Source organism: Bradyrhizobium sp. USDA 4516, from assembly GCF_054055915.1.
The window spans coordinates 8,795,834-8,813,116 of record NZ_JBSRXT010000001.1 but is presented as its reverse complement, the minus strand read 5'-3'; the positions used below and the strand labels follow the sequence as shown (position 1 = coordinate 8,813,116).

12 protein-coding genes are annotated in these 17,283 nt (G+C 66.2%); 10 read left to right on the top strand and 2 right to left on the bottom strand.

Going from position 1 to position 17,283, the window contains the following annotated elements:
• The first annotated feature begins 5 nt into the window (after positions 1–5).
• The 5 genes from rfaE1 to ACVI1L_RS40980 all read left to right on the top strand — a co-directional run bounded on the left by rfaE1 (position 6) and on the right by ACVI1L_RS40980 (position 6,966).
• On the top strand, positions 6–1,478 hold the full coding sequence (gene rfaE1 / locus ACVI1L_RS41000; protein WP_438072806.1) for a D-glycero-beta-D-manno-heptose-7-phosphate kinase: 1,473 nt from the start codon (positions 6–8) through the stop codon (positions 1,476–1,478).
• Positions 1,479–1,486: 8 nt separating this feature from the next.
• On the top strand, positions 1,487–2,767 hold the full coding sequence (locus ACVI1L_RS40995; protein ID WP_456785400.1) for an O-antigen ligase family protein: 1,281 nt from the start codon (positions 1,487–1,489) through the stop codon (positions 2,765–2,767).
• A gap of 84 nt (positions 2,768–2,851) precedes the next feature.
• A complete protein-coding gene (locus ACVI1L_RS40990; RefSeq protein ID WP_456785399.1) occupies positions 2,852–4,765 on the top strand; it encodes an SDR family NAD(P)-dependent oxidoreductase in 1,914 nt (637 codons plus the stop codon).
• A 48-nt stretch (positions 4,766–4,813) separates the two neighbouring features.
• Complete coding sequence (locus ACVI1L_RS40985; RefSeq protein WP_456785398.1) at positions 4,814–6,028, top strand: glycosyltransferase family 4 protein; 1,215 nt, start codon at positions 4,814–4,816, stop codon at positions 6,026–6,028.
• Complete coding sequence (locus tag ACVI1L_RS40980; protein WP_316397638.1) at positions 6,025–6,966, top strand: NAD-dependent epimerase/dehydratase family protein; 942 nt, start codon at positions 6,025–6,027, stop codon at positions 6,964–6,966. Before ACVI1L_RS40985 ends, ACVI1L_RS40980 begins: the two co-directional genes overlap by 4 nt.
• 5 nt (positions 6,967–6,971) lie before the next feature.
• On the opposite strand, the gene ACVI1L_RS40975 is transcribed toward ACVI1L_RS40980, so the two are convergent.
• Complete coding sequence (locus ACVI1L_RS40975; RefSeq protein WP_456785397.1) at positions 6,972–7,982, bottom strand: MraY family glycosyltransferase; 1,011 nt, start codon at positions 7,980–7,982, stop codon at positions 6,972–6,974.
• Between the two features lie 10 nt (positions 7,983–7,992).
• Positions 7,993–8,979, bottom strand: a complete 987-nt coding sequence (locus ACVI1L_RS40970; protein ID WP_038385544.1) for a lysylphosphatidylglycerol synthase transmembrane domain-containing protein — start codon at positions 8,977–8,979, stop codon at positions 7,993–7,995.
• A gap of 354 nt (positions 8,980–9,333) precedes the next feature.
• Between ACVI1L_RS40970 and ACVI1L_RS40965 the strand changes: the two genes are divergently transcribed.
• The 5 genes from ACVI1L_RS40965 (at position 9,334) to ACVI1L_RS40945 (ending at position 17,209) form a co-directional block, all read left to right on the top strand.
• Positions 9,334–10,746: a mannose-1-phosphate guanylyltransferase/mannose-6-phosphate isomerase gene (locus ACVI1L_RS40965; RefSeq protein ID WP_456785396.1), complete on the top strand. Its 1,413-nt coding sequence runs from the start codon at positions 9,334–9,336 to the stop codon at positions 10,744–10,746.
• 250 nt (positions 10,747–10,996) lie between these two features.
• Positions 10,997–12,013 (top strand): Gfo/Idh/MocA family protein, encoded by a 1,017-nt coding sequence (locus ACVI1L_RS40960; RefSeq protein WP_092089548.1) that lies wholly within the window; start codon positions 10,997–10,999, stop codon positions 12,011–12,013.
• Between the two features lie 33 nt (positions 12,014–12,046).
• Positions 12,047–13,198 carry a DegT/DnrJ/EryC1/StrS family aminotransferase gene (locus ACVI1L_RS40955; protein ID WP_456785395.1) on the top strand — a complete coding sequence of 384 codons (1,152 nt, stop codon included), beginning with the start codon at positions 12,047–12,049 and terminating at the stop codon, positions 13,196–13,198.
• Between the two features lie 43 nt (positions 13,199–13,241).
• Positions 13,242–14,771 (top strand): murein biosynthesis integral membrane protein MurJ, encoded by a 1,530-nt coding sequence (murJ, locus tag ACVI1L_RS40950; RefSeq protein WP_229192307.1) that lies wholly within the window; start codon positions 13,242–13,244, stop codon positions 14,769–14,771.
• A 128-nt stretch (positions 14,772–14,899) separates the two neighbouring features.
• The gene (locus ACVI1L_RS40945; protein WP_456785394.1) at positions 14,900–17,209 is read left to right on the top strand and encodes a xanthine dehydrogenase family protein molybdopterin-binding subunit; all 2,310 of its coding nucleotides are present in this window, start codon (positions 14,900–14,902) and stop codon (positions 17,207–17,209) included.
• The last annotated feature ends 74 nt before the right edge of the window (positions 17,210–17,283 follow it).

The window sequence follows — 17,283 nt, the reverse complement described above, 5'->3', positions numbered from 1 at the left end:
GACTGATGTTCGATTTTGAAGCGATCTCGCGTGCCATGTCCGGCCAGACCGTGCTCTGCGTCGGCGACCTCATGCTCGACGAGTTCGTCTATGGCGAGGTGTCGCGGATTTCGCCGGAGGCGCCGGCCCCGGTGATCGCGGTCAGGCGCAGCGAGACCAATATCGGCGGCGCCGGCAACGTCGCGCGCAACATCGCCGCGCTTGGCGGGCGCTGCATCTTCGTCGGCCTGATCGGCGAGGACGCCGCCGGCGCGGTGCTGGCCGAAGCACTGGCAAAGGAGCCCGCTATCGAGACCGTGCTGGTGCGCGACGCCGCGCGTCCGACCACGCGCAAGGTGCGCTTCGTCTCCGAGCAATTTTCGACCCACATGCTGCGCTCCGACTGGGAACTCGCCGCGCCGGCCGCGCCGGCCATCGAGCAGCAGCTGATCGATGCGATCCTGCCGCGTCTTGCGCGGGCCGACATCGTGCTGCTGTCGGACTACGCCAAGGGCGTGCTCACCGCGCGCGTGATCCGCAACGTGATCGACGCGGCGCGCCAGGCGCAAAAGCGCGTTATCGTCGACCCCAAGAGCGCCAACCTCGCGATCTATCGCGGCGCGACCGTGCTGACGCCGAACCGCAAGGAATTCGCCGAAGCGACCCGCAGCCGCGCCGATAGCCAGGACAGCATCGCGCAGGCCGCGCCCGATGCGATGTATCTCGCGGATTGCGAGGCGATGCTGGTGACGCAGGGCGAGCGCGGCATGACGCTGGTGACGCGGGGCGGCGAGTCGATCCATGTGCCGGCGCTGCCGGTCAAGGTGCGCGACGTCTCCGGCGCCGGCGATACCGTTGCCGCGGCGCTGGCGCTGGCGCTGGCGGGGGGCGCCGACTGGGAAGGCGCGCTGCGGATCGCGAGCGCGGCGGCGGCGGTTGCGGTCGGCAAGACCGGTACCGCGATCGTCAAGTCCGCCGAATTGCGCCGAAGGATTCTGCCGCACGCTTCGCTGGCGGCCGAGGAGAAGATCGTCCCGGCCGGCGGCGACATCGATGCATGCCTCGAGGAGTGGCGCAGGCAGGATCTGCGCATCGGCTTCACCAATGGCTGCTTCGACATCCTGCATCCCGGCCACGTCAAGGTGCTGACCGCCGCGCGCGGCGCCTGTGACCGCCTGGTCGTCGGGCTGAACAGCGACGCCTCGGTGAAGCGGCTGAAGGGCGAGGGACGTCCGGTGCAGGACGAGCGCGCCCGCGCCGAGGTGCTGGCGGCGCTGGAAGCCGTCGACCTCGTCGCGATCTTCGAGGAGGACACGCCGATCAATCTGATCACGCAGGTACGGCCGAGCGTTCTGGTCAAGGGTGGCGACTATACCCGCGAGCAGGTGGTCGGCCACGAGATCGTCGAAGCCGCCGGCGGCGAGGTGGTGCTGGTCGAGATCCTGCCCGGCCACAGCACGACGTCGCTGGTTGCGCGGGCCCGTGAGGGCAAGGCGTGAGCGCAAGCATGGCATCCCCGGCAGGTGCCGCGGCGTGTCCGGCCTGGCGCGATCCGGCGCGCTGGCAGACCGCGACCGATGTGGTCGCGGTCCTGATTGCGCTGTCGCTGCCGTGGTCGACCTCGCTGGTCGGCATCTTCGGCGTGGTGCTGCTGATCGCGATTGCGCCGACGGTCGATCTGAAGGCGTTCTGGGCGCTGCTGAAGCGGCCGATCTGCCTGGCGCCGGTCGCGTTGTTTTGCCTTGCGCTTGTCGGCACGCTCTGGTCGGACGCGGCCTGGGGCGCGCGATTCTACGCGGTCGGGCCGACCGCAAAGCTCCTCGTGCTTCCGGTCCTGCTCTATCATTTCCAGCGCTCGGCCCGCGGGACCTGGGTGTTCGTCGCCTTCCTGGTCTCCTGCACGCTGTTGATGCTGATGTCATGGCTGGTGCTTGCCTATCCGCACCTCGCGCTGCGGGCGCCCGCTCCGGGCGAGCAGGGAGTCTTCGTCAAGAACTACATCGACCAGAGCCAGGAATTCACCTTGTGCGCAGTCGCGCTGGCCTATCCGGTCGTGATGCTGCTGCGGGCCAAACGCATCCTGCCGGCCATGTTGCTGATCGCGATCGCGCTCAGCCTGTTTGCCAACATGGCGATGGTGGTGGTGTCGCGGACTGCATTGGTGACGGTTCCGATTATGTTCGCGGTGTTTGCGCTGCTCCATCTGCGCTGGCGCAGCATCGCCCTGATCCTTTGCGCGGCCGCTGCGTTAGCCGCGGTGGCGTGGTTCGGCTCGCCGCAATTGCGCTCGACGGCGGAGTCGTTCGAGCGCGACTACAAGCTCTACATGCAGCGCAACGAGCCGACCTCGCTCGGCTTGCGGCTCGAATTCTGGCGCAAGTCGCTCGGCTTCTTTGCCGAGGCCCCGGTCATCGGCCATGGCACCGGCGCGACGCGGGGCCTGTTCGAGCGCGTCGCGAAGGGCGGTGCGACCCAGGCTTCCGGCGAAGTGATCGGAAACCCCCACAATCAAACGTTGAACGTCGCCGTGCAGTGGGGCATTGTGGGTGTGGCGATACTGTACGCGATGTGGCTCCTGCACCTTTTGCTGTTCCGCGGCGACGGTCTCGTCAACTGGATCGGGCTTCTCGTCGTGGTACAGAATATTTCTAGTTCGTTGTTTAATTCACACATCTTCGACTTTCATGAGGGCTGGATGTATGTGCTGGGCGTCGGAGTTGCGGGCGGCATGGCGTTGAAGGGGCAATTGGGGGCCGATATGGAACCCGAACCTCCTGCTCGTCCATGATCGCTGGCAAGGGCTCTGCAGATACGCTATCAGCCTGCCAATGTCCCATCGCGAACTCCCAGTTGCCGGCAACCCGTCCGTTAGATGACGCGCCTTTCACAATTCACCCTGCGCAATTTCCTGATTTTGGTGCATGACGCGCTCGCGACGACGTTTGCGTTGCTGGGGAGCTTCTATCTGCGTTTCGAGGGCAGCCTTCTCACCGATCGACTGCCGCATCTGCTGCTCATCCTGCCCTGGTTCGTGCTGTTCAGCGTTTTCGTCAGCTATTTCTCCAATCTGACCACGGCGAAATGGCGCTTCACCTCGCTGCCGGACGCGCTGAATATCCTGCGGGTCGCAGCCGTGCTGACGCTGGCACTGGTCGTGCTAGACTACGTCTACTTCTTCACGGGAACGAATTCGCAAAGCCCGGTGTTTCTCGGCCGGGTCACGATCATCCTGTTCTTCTTCCTGGAGGTGTTCGCGCTGAGTGCGTTGCGCCTCGGCTACCGCTATTTCCGTTATTCGCGCACGCGGCTGCATGCCCGATCCGACAATGCCGCGCCGGCGCTGCTGGTTGGACGTACGGCCGATGCCGAAGTCGTGCTGCGCGGCATCGAGAATGGCGCCATCAAGCGGCTCTGGCCGGTTGGCGTGCTCTCGCCGTCGGACGCGGACCGCGGCCAGATGATCCGCAACATTCCCGTGGTCGGCGGCGTCGACGACATCGAGGCCGTGATTCGGGATTTCGAGACCCGCCAGCGGCCGATCAAGCGCGTGGTCATGACACCGTCGGCCTTCGAACCCGAAGCGCATCCGGAAAGCGTGCTGATGCGCGCCAGGCGGCTCGGCGTGATGGTCAGTCGCCTGCCGTCGCTGGAGGGCGGCGACGCGCCGCGACTGACCAACGTCGCCGTCGAGGACCTGCTGCTGCGCCCGAGCCAGAAGATCGACTACGCGCGGCTCGAGACGCTGGTGAAAGGCAAGTCCGTCATCGTCACCGGCGGCGGCGGCTCGATCGGTGCCGAAATCTGCGAACGGGTCGCGACCTTCGGCGCCGCGCGCCTGCTGGTCGTGGAGAACTCGGAGCCGGCGCTCTATGCGGTCACCGAGGCGCTGTCCGCGCGCGACTCCGGCCCCGAGATCGAGGGCCGGATCGCCGATATCCGGGATCGCGAGCGCATCACGCGGCTGATGAGCGAGTTCAAGCCCGACATCGTGTTCCATGCCGCGGCGCTCAAGCATGTGCCGATCCTGGAGCGCGACTGGAGCGAAGGGGTCAAGACCAACATCTTCGGGTCGGTGAACGTGGCCGACGCCGCCCATGCCGCGGGCGCGAGCGCAATGGTGATGATCTCGACCGACAAGGCGATCGAGCCGGTGTCGATGCTGGGCCTGACCAAGCGGTTCGCCGAAATGTATTGCCAGGCGCTGGACCATGACCTGATGACCGAGGCAAAGGGCAGGCCGCACATGCGGCTGATCTCGGTGCGGTTCGGCAATGTGCTGGCGTCCAATGGATCGGTGGTGCCGAAATTCAAGGCGCAGATCGAGGCCGGCGGACCGATCACGGTGACCCATCCGGACATGGTTCGCTACTTCATGACGATCCGCGAGGCCTGCGATCTCGTGATCACCGCAGCGACGCACGCGGTGACGCCGGCGCGGCCCGACGTCTCGGTCTATGTGCTGAACATGGGGCAACCGGTGAAGATCGTCGATCTCGCCGAGCGGATGATCCGTCTGTCGGGCCTGCAGCCCGGCGTCGACGTCGAGATCGTGTTCAGCGGCATCCGTCCGGGCGAGAGGCTGAACGAGATCCTGTTCGCAAGCCAGGAGCCGACGCTCGAGATCGGCGTCGCCGGCGTCATGGCGGCCAAGCCGAACCAGCCTCCGATGTCGACGCTGCGCAAGTGGCTCGCGGCGCTGGAGGATGCGATCGAGAGAGATGACCGTGTGACCATCCGCGCCGTCCTTCAGGACGCCGTGCCCGAGTTCGGATCGAATGCCGCCTGACCGCGCCGTTCTGCGGACGCCGAGACAGGACCGTTTCGAAAGCCATTGATGCGTAGTTCTCGAAAAGTCGTGGTCGTCAGCCAGCACTATCCGCCGGACCACAGCACGACCGCCGCGATCATGTCCGCGATCGCCGAACGGATCGCGCAGGAGTCGGAGGTGATGGTGGTCTCCGGGATGCCAGGCTCGGCGCGGGCGCCGGCGCCCGGGCGGCCCGCCGTCGTCGAGATCAGGAACTGGCTGCCGGGAAAGGCGGCGCTGATCAAGCGCGCGCTGGCCGAGGCGCTGTTCACCGGCCGGATCTTCTTTGCGCTGTTGTCGCGCCTGAAGCGGGGCGACGTTGCGCTGACGGTGACCGCTCCCTTCGCGCTGCCCTATGCGGTTGCCGCCGCGGCAAGGTTGAAGGGGGCCAAGTCGGCGCTGATCCTGCACGACCTGTTTCCCGACGTGCTCGTGATGGCCGGGCTGCTGCGGCCGTCCTCGCTGGTCGCGCGGGCGATGCGCGCGATCAACGCGCTGATGTTCCGGGCCCTGAACGCTGTCATCGTGATCGGCCGCGACGCCGAGAAGCTGCTGCTGCGCTATGGCGGAATGACACAGGACAAGATCAGGTTCATCCCGAACTGGGCCACGCTCGCGCCCGGCAACCGTCCCGTGAGCCCGGACAATCCGTTTCGCACGGCCATCGCCGCCCGCTTCGTCGTCGGGCTGTCCGGCAATCTCGGCTTCACCCACGATCCGGACATCGTCTTCCAGGCCGCGCGGCTGCTGCGTGACGAAGGCGAGATCCATTTCCTGCTCTCGGGATGGGGCATCGGCTTCGCGCGGCTCAAGGAGCTGCAGGCCACCGCGCGGCTTGCCAACGTCACGCTGGTCGACCGCGTCGCGGACAGCGAGCTCGATGCGCTGCTCTCCAGCGCGGATGTCTGGCTCATTCCCTATCGCAAGGACGTCGCCGGCGTGTCGGTGCCGAGCCGGTTCTATAATCTGCTTGCGGCCGGCCGCCCCGTCATTCTGGTCTCCGAGCCCGAGGCCGAGGCCGCGCTCACCGTCAGCGAAAGCCGGCTCGGCTGGGTCGTCACGCCGGGAAGGCCCGATCAACTCGCCGATGCCATCCGCCTGGCGTCGCGATCGCAGGACGCCGCGATGGCCGAGCGCGCGGTCGCGACAGCGCGGAACTTCAGTCCCGAGCGGGCGCTGGCGAGCTACGCTGCGCTGGTCCGGGAGCTGCTATCCAATCGCGATGTGGAGCGGACGGTATGAATGATGGTCGCCGGACGGTTCTGGTCACGGGCGCCAGCGGCTTTGTCGGCCGCCATGTGGTGCCCGTATTGGCGCGCAACGGCTGGGTGGTGCGACGCGCGGTGCGAACGGCGCCGCAGGATGCGAACGACGTGACGATCGGCTCGCTCAGCCCGGTCACCAATTGGGGCACGGCGCTCGATGGCGTGGACGCGGTTGTTCATCTTGCGGCCCGCGTTCACCAGCAATCCGACGAACAGGCGATCGAGCTCTACCGCAACGTCAATATCGAGGGCACGCTGCATCTGGCGCGTTCCGCGGCCGCCGCCGGCGTGCGCGATTTCATTTTCGTCAGCACGATCCTTGTGCATGGACGCAGCAATTACGGGCGTCCTCCGTTTCGCGAGGACGATGTCCTGACACCGCGCGGCCTCTACGGAAACTCGAAGGCGGCCGCCGAGGTTGGCTTGAAGGAAATTGTGCCGGGCAGCGGCATGAGGGTGACCGTGATCAGGCCGCCGCTGATCTACGGCGCCGGCGCGAAGGGAAACTTCGCGTTGCTCAAGCGTGCAGTGATCAATCGCATGCCGCTACCGCTCGCGTATGTGAAGAATCGCCGCGCGTTCGTGTCGGCGGAAAACCTCGCGTCGTTCATCTTGCACCGGTTGTCGCACCCGGGAGATGATTTCGACGTGTTCCTGGTGGCTGACCGCGAGCAGGTCTCGACGCGGGAATTCGTCGAGCGGCTGGCCCGGGCGGCGGACACCTCGCCGCGTCTGTTCTGGCTGCCGGCGCCGCTGTTGAAGATGGCGCTCGGCATCAGCGGCCGCAAGGAAGCCTATGACAGCCTGTTCGCCTCGCTCGAGCTTGATCTTTCCAAGATCGCGGGCACCGGATGGCAGCAGCCGATCAGCCTCGACGAGGGGCTGCGGCGCGCGCTGCGTCAAACGGACAGCTGAGGCGATCAGAGCGGTCGCGAGAACCGCCGCAGCTGCCAGGCGACGGCGAGCGCGCCGGTCAGCAGCAGCGCGATGTCCGAGGTGAGCGAATTGAGGGCAACCGAGGCGAATGCGAGCAGCGCCAGCACCGCGTTCAGCGCAAACACCTCGCCGACGACGCGCCACACCGTGAATCCGTTGTCGGTCGCGCGCTGGTAGAAGTGCGAGCGATGCGCGGCCCAGAACGGCTCGCGCCGCGCCATGCGGCGAAACAGCGTGACCGTCGCATCCGTCAAATAGTACAGCGGCAGCAGCAGCGCGGCGGCGAACTGCCGATGCAGGGCGAGCTCGAGCAGGCACCAGCCGAGCAGCAGGCCGATCGGCAGGCTGCCGACATCGCCGAGGAATATCCTTGCGACCGGTCGGTTGAACGGCGCGAAGCCGAGCAGCGCGCCGCACAGCGCTGCCGCGACCAGCGCGGGAGCTGCGGGGAGATAGCCGAAGCTGCCGAGCAGGGCGATCGCCACGGTGATCGGCACCGCCTCGGCCGCGGTCATCAGGTCGAGCCCGTCCATGAAGTTGACGAGGTTCACGAACCAGAGGCCGGCGATCAGCAGCAGGCCGCGTTCGAGCCAGACCGGGCCGGCCGGAACCAGCCTCAGACCATCAGGCGCGGAAAACACCACGGCCGCAACGGCGGCGGCCTGCAGCAGCAGCCGCGGGACGACGGGCAGCGAGCGGATGTCGTCGGCAAAGCCCACCACCGCGATGAACAGGCAGGCCGCGAAGACGATGGAGGGAATCGTCAGGTCCTGCGATCCGGCCAGGACGATGACGATCCCGCCCGCCAGCAGCGTCGCCGCCGTGACCGCGATGCCGGCACCCTGCGGCGTTGGAATACGGTGCGACGAGCGCGCATTCGGCTTCGCCAGTGCCACACGCAGCAGCAGTGGCCGCGTCGCCTGGATCAGGACAGCCGAGATCGACGCAGCCAGAACCGCCGCGATCAATGACAGGAGGATTTCGAAAGCGCTCATTCTGGTCCGGCTATTGCGATCCCGGGACTCGCGATTGCGATCCCGGGACTTCGATCGGTTCTGTGCCCTTGGCGGCCTTTTCCGGGCTCAGGATCCACACCAGGCCGCCAAACACGCCAACCACGAACGATACCGCGCCGAACAACAGCGAGATGTTGACGCCCTCATTGGCGATCAATCCGGCATAGCCGAAGGCCAAGGCCATCGTGGCCTCGCGTACGCCCCAGCCCGCGATCGAGATCGGCATCATCGTGATCAGCATCACCGGCGGCAACAACTGGAAGATCTGGCCGAAGGTGACGGGGGCCGTGATCGATTTCACTACGCACCAGGCGATCACGACGGTCACGACGTGAATGGCAATCGAGAGGGTTGCGACCCTCAATCCGTGCTTGCGGCTGAACAACACCCGGTTCGCGATGACCGCGCAGGCGTGGATGTGATGCGTCGCCCACCATTGCTTCAGCCAGGCCCACGGCAACACGCCGATCAGCAGAAAGCCAAATCCGGCCGCGAGTGCGGCGAGGTCGAGAAGCAGCAACGCCATCCAGCCGTGGGAATCGGAAATCAGCCGATAGCTCCAGGGCAGGGTGGCGGCGATGACGACGGCGAGGGCGATCAGTCCGATCGCGCGATCGACGAAAATGGAATAGGTGGCTGCGCGCCAGCCCGCACCGGCGCGCGCGACGAGCCAAAGCCTCACCGCGTCGCCACCGATCGAGGACGGCAGTGTCTGGTTGAAGAAGGTGCCGATCACGTTGAAGCGCATGGCCTGACCGGTCTCCAGCGGGGCGCCGCACTCCACGCTGATCTCCCGCCAGCGCAACACCCCGAGGAATATCTGCAGGAACGTGACCGCGATCGCGAGGCCGAGCCAGCCCAGGCTCTCGACCTGGATACGGGAGGCAAGGTCGTACAGATTGACCTTGCGCAGCGAGAAATAGAGCAGCGCGGCCGAGATCAGGATCTTGACGGTCGAAAGCAGGATTCGGCGCATTTCCGTTCGCGCTGCCAGGTTTCAGAATGTGTCAAAAACAGCGCAAAACGCTTTCGCGCGCCCAAATTCGCCGCCTTGGTATGGTTTCCGCGCCGATCTGGCAATACCCGTACTGGTCCCTATTGCGGCAGGCGCGAAGGGGTGGCTAAAGAGGCCGGAACGGGGGGACGGCCGGCCACTCACCGGGGGTTTACGTTACCGGTAAAATCCGACCAGACGCGCGGGGGGCGCGTGCTACTGCTTGGATAGTGCTTCCGAGGCAACAGGGCCGCCGGCCGCGACGGCCCGGGCCGATTTGGTGTGTCGTCCGCAGGCGGACACGACAGGACTTGCACGACAGGATTTGAGGCATCGATGGATCGACGAATTATTCCCCTGATCATGTGCGGCGGCGCAGGCACGCGATTGTGGCCGGCGTCACGCGAGGTGCATCCGAAACAGTTCCTGTCGCTGTTCGGGGCCCGCTCGACCTTCCAGGAGACGCTGCTGCGGGTTTCCGACGCCGGCCTGTTCGAGCGTCCGATCGTGATCACCAACGAGGCCTATCGCTTCATGGTGCTGGAGCAACTGGCCGAGATCGGCCGTGAGGCCGACGTGCTGCTGGAGCCGATGCGCCGCGACTCGGGGCCGGCGATCGCGGCCGGTGCGGCGTTCGCGCAGAGCCGCGACAGCGAAGCGATCGTGCTGGCGCTGGCCGCCGACCATCTGGTGCGGGACACGGCGGCCTTCGTCGCCGCGTGCCGCGGCGGATTGGTGGCTGCGGACGCCGGCCGCATCGTGACGTTCGGCGTCAAGCCGGAGCGGCCGGCCACCGAATACGGCTACATCAATCCGGGTGAGGTGGTCGCCGGCGAGGTGCGCGCGGTGGCGAAATTCGTCGAGAAGCCGGATGCCGCGACGGCGGCGGGCTATATCGATGCAGGCTATCTCTGGAACAGCGGCAACTTCATGTTCCGCGCCGGCGTGCTGCTCGACGAGTACCGCAATGTCGATGCGGACAGCGTCGCCTCGGTGGAGCAGTCGGTTGCGTCGGCGGCGCGCGATCTCGGCTTCGTCAAGCTCGATGCGCAGGCCTTTGGCGCGGCGAAGGCGATCTCGATCGACTACGCGGTCATGGAGAAGACATCGCGTGCCGCGGTGGTGCCGGTGGCGTGCGGCTGGTCAGACATCGGCTCGTGGCGTCAGGTCTGGGAGCTGTCGGACAAGGACAGCCTCGGCAACGCTGCGCGCGGCACTGTGGTGTTCGAGGACTCCCGCAATTGCAACGTCTCGACCGACCGGGCGCTGGTTGCGCTCGAAGGCGTCGACGATCTCGTCGTGGTCGCGACCCAGGACGCCGTGCTGGTGTCACGCCAGAAGGACGCCAACGGGCTGAAGCGGCTGGTCGCGAAATTGAAAGTGGCGGCGCCGGAGGTGACCGAGAACCACATCAAGGTGCATCGCCCCTGGGGCTCCTATCAGTCGGTCGACAATGGCGATCGCCACCAGGTCAAGCGCATCGTCGTCAAGCCGGGCGGACGGCTGTCCCTGCAGAAGCACCATCACCGCTCCGAGCACTGGATCGTGGTGCGCGGCACCGCGCAGGTCACCGTCAACGAGCTGATCAAGACGGTGCACGAGAACGAATCGATCTACATCCCGATCGGCGCGGTGCACCGGCTGGAGAACCCGGGCAAGATCCAGCTCGAGCTGATCGAGGTGCAGACCGGCAGCTATCTCGGCGAGGACGACATCATCCGCATCGAGGATGACTATCGGCGCACCTGAGGCGAACGGCCGCGCGCTCAAGACCGAGTCGCGGGCGATGTAACTCTTTGAATCAAAACGTGTCCGGATTTCGCCGTTGGCATTCGCCACATTTGTGACGCCGTGCTATAGCGGCTGCCAACGAAGCGGGTCGTGATTTGCGCCAAAGGCGCGGATCGGGCAGAGGGGCCTTGGTGCTGATTCCCTCGGAGCCGGGATGGCTCCCTGAGAAGCCGGGACAACCGCCAGAACGTTACTTGGGGTCTACGATATGAATGCAAAAGTGTCCGCGGCCGGCGCGAAAGCCGATATCGGCCGCGCATTGCGCGTCGGCGTGATCGGCGCCGGCGTGATGGGCAGCAACCATGCCCGCGTGCTGGCCGGACTGCCCGGGGTGCTGCTGATCGGCATCGTCGATCCGCTGCCGGAACATCGCACCCGCGCCATCGACCTGGTCGGCTGCCGCGCCTTCGAAAGCCTCGATCAGCTGTTCGCCGAGGGCATCGATGCGGTGACGATCGCAGCTCCCACCCATCTGCATCACGAGATCGCGCTCGCCTGCATCGCGCGCAACATTCACATCCTGGTCGAGAAGCCGGTCGCATCCACGGTCGAAGAGGGCCGCGAGATCGTCACGGCCGCCGAGCGGGCCGGCGTCACGCTGATGGTCGGCCATGTCGAGCGTTTCAATCCGGCGGTCGCCGCGATCAAGAAGGCGATCTCGGGCGAGGACATCCTGTCGATCGGCATCACCCGGGTCGGCCCGTTCCCGCCGCGAATGTCCAATGTCGGCGTCGTGATCGATCTGGCCGTGCACGACATCGACCTGATCCGCTGGTTCACCGAGTCCGACATCGTCGAGGTGCAGCCGCAGCTCTCCAGCGCCGTCGCCGAGCGCGAGGACATCGCGCTGCTGCAGTTCCGCACCGCTTCCGGCGTGCTCGCCCACATCAACACCAACTGGCTGACGCCGTTCAAGGCGCGCAACGTGACGGTCGCAACCCGCGGCAAGTATGTGATGGGCGATCTGCTCACGCGTCAGGTCACCGAATGCTTCGGCTTCAAGCCGGACGGCAGCTATTCGATGCGTCATCTGCCGGTCGGTCACGACGAGCCGCTGCGCGCCGAGCTGATCGCCTTCCTCGATGCCGTACGTAGCGGCAAGCTGCCGGCTGTGTCCGGCGACGAGGGCGTGGCGAGCCTCGAGATCGCGATCCGCTGCCTGGAATCGCCCGCCAGACCCGCCGCCTCGACGATGCGCAAGGGACCGCGCCGCATCGCCGGCTGATTGTCATTCATTCAATACGTGCAAAGAGCTTCCATGAACCAGCATATGCAGCTTGAGCCCATTCCCTTCATCGATATCGCCGCGCAGCGCCGGCGGCTCGGCAAGTCGATCGATGACGCGGTCGCGCGCGTGCTCGACCATTGCCAGTTCATCAACGGTCCCGAAGTGACCGCGCTGGAGAAGGCGCTGGCGGACTATAGCGGCGCAAAGCATGTGGTCAGCTGTGCGAGCGGCACCGATGCACTGCTGATGGTCCTGATGGCGAAGAACGTCGGGCCGGGCGATGCGGTGTTGTGCCCGACCTTCACCTTCTGTGCGACCGGCGAGGTCGTGACGCTGACCGGAGCGACGCCGGTTTTCGTCGATGTCGATGAGGAGACTTTCAACATCGACGTCAACTCGCTGAAGCGCGGCATCGCAACGGCGCGCGCGCGCGGGCTGAAGCCGGTCGCCGTGATCCCGGTCGACCTGTTCGGCCAGAGCGCCGATCACGATGCGATCGGCGCGGTCGCCGAGGCCGAGGCCCTGTTCGTGCTCGATGACGCCGCGCAGGGCTTTGGCGCAACCTACAAGAACCGCAAGCTCGGCACCTTCGGGCTCGCGACCGGGACCAGCTTCTTCCCGGCCAAGCCGCTCGGCTGCTTCGGCGACGGCGGCGCGATCTTCACCGACGACGAGGAGCTCGCGCGCACGCTGCGCAGCATCCGCGTGCACGGCCAGGGCTCGGACAAGTACGACAACGTGCGGCTCGGCCTCACCGCGCGGCTCGACACCATGCAGGCGGCGATTCTGCTCGAGAAGCTGAAGATTTTCGACGACGAAATCGCGGCGCGCAACAGGGTGGCGGAGCGTTATTCGCGCGCGCTCGGCAACCTCGTCGCGGTGCCGCGCCTTGCGCCAGGCTGTACCTCGGTGTGGGCGCAATACACCATCCGCCTGTCCGATGGCATCGATCGTGACACCTTCGCGGTTGCCCTGAAGGCGCACGGCGTCCCGACCATGATCTACTATCCCAAATCGGTGCACCAGCAGACGGCCTACAGCCACTATCCGGTTGCCGACGGCGGCCTGCCGGTAAGCGAGCGCCTGTCGAAGGACGTCATCGCCCTGCCGATGCACCCCTATCTCGACGAGGCGACGCAGGACCGCGTCATCGCGGCTGTGCGCAGCGCGCTTTCGGCCTGATAGGAAACTTTTTCAGACCGCAATCATGCGCTAGAAGCAGCGCATGCTTGGGCGCATCTTCACCGTCGGCGGCTATACCCTGCTATCGCGGGTCACCGGGTTCGCGCGCGACATCATGCTCGCGGCGATCCTCGGTGCCGGGCCGGTTGCCGACGCCTTCTTCGTGGCGCTGCGGCTGCCCAATCATTTCCGCGCGATCTTTGCCGAAGGCGCCTTCAACGCCGCCTTCGTGCCGGCCTATGCCCATGTCCATGGCGAGCGCGGTGAGGCGTCGGCGCGGCTGTTCGCCGACCGCATCTTCACGCTGCTGTTCGCCTCGCAGGTGATCCTGCTGGCGGTGGCGATGGCGTTCATGCCGCAGGCGATGAGCATCCTCGCGCCAGGCTTCACCGAGGACGCGGCGCAGCGCAAGCTCGCGATCGAGCTGACGCGGATCACCTTTCCCTATCTGCTTCTGATCACGCTGGTGACGCTCTATGGCGGCATGCTCAATGTGATGCATCGCTTCGCCAGCGCCGCCGCGGCGCCGATCTTCCTCAACCTCGCCATGATGATGACGCTGGCGCTCGCGGCGTTCTTCCCGAGCGCGGGCCACGCCGCGGCCTGGGGCGTGCTGATCTCGGGCTTCCTGCAATTCTTCCTGCTCGCCGGCGACCTCGCGCGCCATGGCGGCCTGCCGCGGTTCGCGCCTCTGAAGCTCGACGAGGACGTCCGCGGCTTCTTTCGCGCGCTGGGGCCGGCGACGTTGGGCTCGATGGGCACGCAGGTGGCGCTGTTCGCCGACACCATCATCGCGACCTTCCTGCCCGCAGGCGCGCTGTCGGCGCTGTATTATGCCGACCGCCTCAATCAATTGCCGATTGGCGTGATCGGGATCGCGATCGGCACCGTGCTGCTGCCGGAGATGTCGCGGCGGCTGAGCGCCGACGATCACGCCGGCGCGATGGCGGCGCAGCGCCGCGCCTTCGATTTCACCCTGCTGTTCTCGGTGCCGTTCGTGGCGGCGTTCCTGACCGTGGCCGATCCGATCATGCGCGCGATGTTCGCCCGCGGCGCCTTCTCCAAGGCCGATGCCGCAAGCGCCGGCGCCACGCTCGCGGCCTATGCTGTGGGGCTCATTCCCTTCGTGATGATCCGCAGCGCGGTCGCGACCTTCTACGCCCGCAAGGACACCGCAACGCCGGTGAAAGCGGCGCTGACCGGGGTCGCGGTCAACGTCGCGCTGAAGATCGCGCTGGTCGGCACGCTGGCGCAGGTCGGGCTCGCGCTCGCGACCGCAATCGGGGCCTGGGTCAATCTGCTGCTGGTGCTGATGTTTGCCGTGCGCCGCGGCTACCTCGCGCTCGATCGCGCGCTGATCCGCTCGTTCGGCACCTTCGCGCTATGCGGGGTGCTGCTCGCGGTCGCGCTGTGGCTGACCTCGCATTTCGCGGTGGTGTGGTTCGCGCCGATGCAGATCTTTCGCGATGAGCTGATCCTGCTGCTGCTGATTGCGGTCGGCGTCTTCGTCTACGCCCTCCTGATCCTCACGCTGTTCGGCCGCGGCTGGCTGTTCGCGCTGCGCCGCGTATAGTTTTACCTGTCAAATCAAATGCATAGGAGGCCGCTGTGTGATTGCGCCGCGCGCGGCGGAAAGCGGTTTGCGCTTCGCCGACAACCACGCCAATATGCGCAAAACACACCAAGGCAATTGGAGAGACGATGGCAGCTCCCATCAAATTCGGCGTCGGACAAAGTGTGCGGCGCAAGGAGGACGACGCTCTGATTCGCGGCAGGGGCCGCTACACCGACGACGTCGCACCGTCTCCCGCATTGCACGCGCTGATGCTGCGATCGCCGCATGCGCACGCGACCTATACGATCGATGCCGGCAAGGCCCGCGGCATGCCCGGCGTGGCGCTGATCCTGACCGCCGCCGACGTTGCAGAGCTCGGCGGGCTGCCGTGCCTGTTCAATCTCGAAACCGATCCGTTCACCGCACCGCCTTATCCGATCCTCGCCAAGGAGGAGGTGCGCCATGTCGGGGACGCGGTGGCCTTTGTGGTCGCCGACACCGTCGATCATGCCCGTGACGCGATCGAGGCGATCGACGTCAAATGGACGCCGCTGCCGGCGGCGGTCGGCCTCGTCAATGCGGTGAAAAAGGACGCGCCGCAGGTGTGGCCGGACAAGCCCGGCAATGTGCTGTTCGATGTCTCGATCGGCGACAAGAAGGCCGCCGAGGACGCGTTCGCGAAGGCGCATGCGGTGGCCGAGATCACCATCGTCAATCCGCGCGTCATCACCAATTTCATGGAGACGCGTGCCGCGGTCGCCGAATACGACGCCAAGAAGGATCATCTGACGCTGACGATCGGCAGCCAGGGCAGCCACCGTCTGCGCGAGATCCTCTGCGACATGATCCTGAAGATGCCGAAGGAGAACATGCGGGTGATCTGCCCGGATGTCGGCGGTGGCTTCGGCACCAAGCTGTTTCCCTATCGCGAATATGCGCTGATCTCGGTCGCCGCGCGCAAGCTAAAGAAAAGCATCAAATGGACGGCCGAGCGCTCCGACCATTTCATGGGCGACGCGCAGGGCCGCGACAATCTCACCACCGCGAAGATGGCGCTCGCCGAGGACGGCAAATTCCTCGGCATGGATGTCGACCTGATGGGCGACATGGGCGCCTATCTCTCGACCTTCGCGCCCTACATCCCGCATGGCGGCGCCGGCATGCTGCCGGGCCTCTACGACATCCAGGCCTTCCACTGCCGGGTCCGCACCGTGTTCACCAACACGGTGCCGGTCGATGCCTATCGCGGCGCCGGCCGCCCGGAGGCCGCCTATGTCATCGAGCGCCTCGTCGATGCCGCCGCGCGCAAGCTCGGCATGACGCCGGACGCCATCCGGCGGAAGAATTTCATTCCGCCGAAGTCGCTGCCCTACACGACCGCGACCGGCAAGGTCTACGACTCCGGCGACTTCGTCGCGCATATGAAGCGCGCGATGGAGATTGCCAACTGGAAGGAGTTTCCGAAGCGTGCCAAGGCCGCCAGGAAAGAGGGCCTGGTGCGGGGCATCGGCATGGCGAGCTATGTCGAGGTCTGCGGCACTATGGGCGAGGAGACCGCCAATGTGGCGCTCGATCCCAATGGCGATATCTCGGTCCTGATCGGCACGCAGTCGAGCGGACAGGGCCACCAAACCGCCTATGCGCAGATCGTCGCCGAGCAGTTCGGCGTGCCGCCCGAGCGCGTCCATGTGCTGCAGGGCGATACCGACAAGATCGCGACCGGCCTCGGCACCGGCGGCTCGGCATCGATTCCGTCCGGCGGCGTCAGCGTGCAGCGGGCGACGCATGATCTCGGCAACAAGCTGAAGGAGCTTGCGGCGCAGGCGCTGGAAGCCGGCGCCGGCGACCTCGAAATCGCCGACGGCCGCATCCGCATCGCCGGCACCGACCGCTCGATCAGCTTTGCCGATCTCGCCAAACGTCCCGGCGGCGATACGTCGAAGATGAATTCGAGCGCGACCTTCGCCAGCGCCGACGGCACCTATCCGAACGGCACCCATCTCGCCGAGGTCGAGATCGATCCCGCCACCGGCATCATCAAGATCGTCAGCTACGTCATCGTCGACGATTTCGGCGTCACGCTCAATCCGCTGATGCTGGCGGGCCAGGTTCACGGCGGCGCGATGCAGGGCATCGGGCAGGCGCTGATGGAGCAGGCGGTGTACAGCCCGACCGACGGTCAGCTCGTCACCGGCACGTTCATGGACTATGCGCTGCCGCGCGCCTCCGACGGGCCGTCCTTCGTGTTCGAGACCCATAACGTGCCCTGCACGACCAACCCAATGGGCGTGAAGGGCGCGGGCGAGGCCGGCGCGATCGGCTCGTGCCCGGCGGTCGTCAACGCGATCGTCGAGGGGCTGCATCGCGAGTACAAGATCGACCACATCGACATGCCCGCCACGCCGGAACGGGTCTGGATCGCGATCCGCGAGGCGCAGCGCCGCCATAATCTCTGATAAATTGTCGCAGGCGGAATGAAGATTCCGTCTGCGGTGTTTTGCAAACCAAGCCGGCCGCAGATCGCGGACCG

What these genes read in the sequence shown, in the direction of transcription:
- rfaE1 (WP_438072806.1), top strand. Translation starts at nt 6, where the DNA reads ATGTTCGATTTTGAAGCGATCTCGCGTGCCATGTCCGGCCAGACCGTG.
- ACVI1L_RS40995 (WP_456785400.1), top strand. Translation starts at nt 1,487, where the DNA reads ATGGCATCCCCGGCAGGTGCCGCGGCGTGTCCGGCCTGGCGCGATCCG.
- ACVI1L_RS40990 (WP_456785399.1), top strand. Translation starts at nt 2,852, where the DNA reads ATGACGCGCCTTTCACAATTCACCCTGCGCAATTTCCTGATTTTGGTG.
- ACVI1L_RS40985 (WP_456785398.1), top strand. Translation starts at nt 4,814, where the DNA reads ATGCGTAGTTCTCGAAAAGTCGTGGTCGTCAGCCAGCACTATCCGCCG.
- ACVI1L_RS40980 (WP_316397638.1), top strand. Translation starts at nt 6,025, where the DNA reads ATGAATGATGGTCGCCGGACGGTTCTGGTCACGGGCGCCAGCGGCTTT.
- ACVI1L_RS40975 (WP_456785397.1), bottom strand. Translation starts at nt 7,982, where the DNA reads ATGAGCGCTTTCGAAATCCTCCTGTCATTGATCGCGGCGGTTCTGGCT.
- ACVI1L_RS40970 (WP_038385544.1), bottom strand. Translation starts at nt 8,979, where the DNA reads ATGCGCCGAATCCTGCTTTCGACCGTCAAGATCCTGATCTCGGCCGCG.
- ACVI1L_RS40965 (WP_456785396.1), top strand. Translation starts at nt 9,334, where the DNA reads ATGGATCGACGAATTATTCCCCTGATCATGTGCGGCGGCGCAGGCACG.
- ACVI1L_RS40960 (WP_092089548.1), top strand. Translation starts at nt 10,997, where the DNA reads ATGAATGCAAAAGTGTCCGCGGCCGGCGCGAAAGCCGATATCGGCCGC.
- ACVI1L_RS40955 (WP_456785395.1), top strand. Translation starts at nt 12,047, where the DNA reads ATGAACCAGCATATGCAGCTTGAGCCCATTCCCTTCATCGATATCGCC.
- murJ (WP_229192307.1), top strand. Translation starts at nt 13,242, where the DNA reads ATGCTTGGGCGCATCTTCACCGTCGGCGGCTATACCCTGCTATCGCGG.
- ACVI1L_RS40945 (WP_456785394.1), top strand. Translation starts at nt 14,900, where the DNA reads ATGGCAGCTCCCATCAAATTCGGCGTCGGACAAAGTGTGCGGCGCAAG.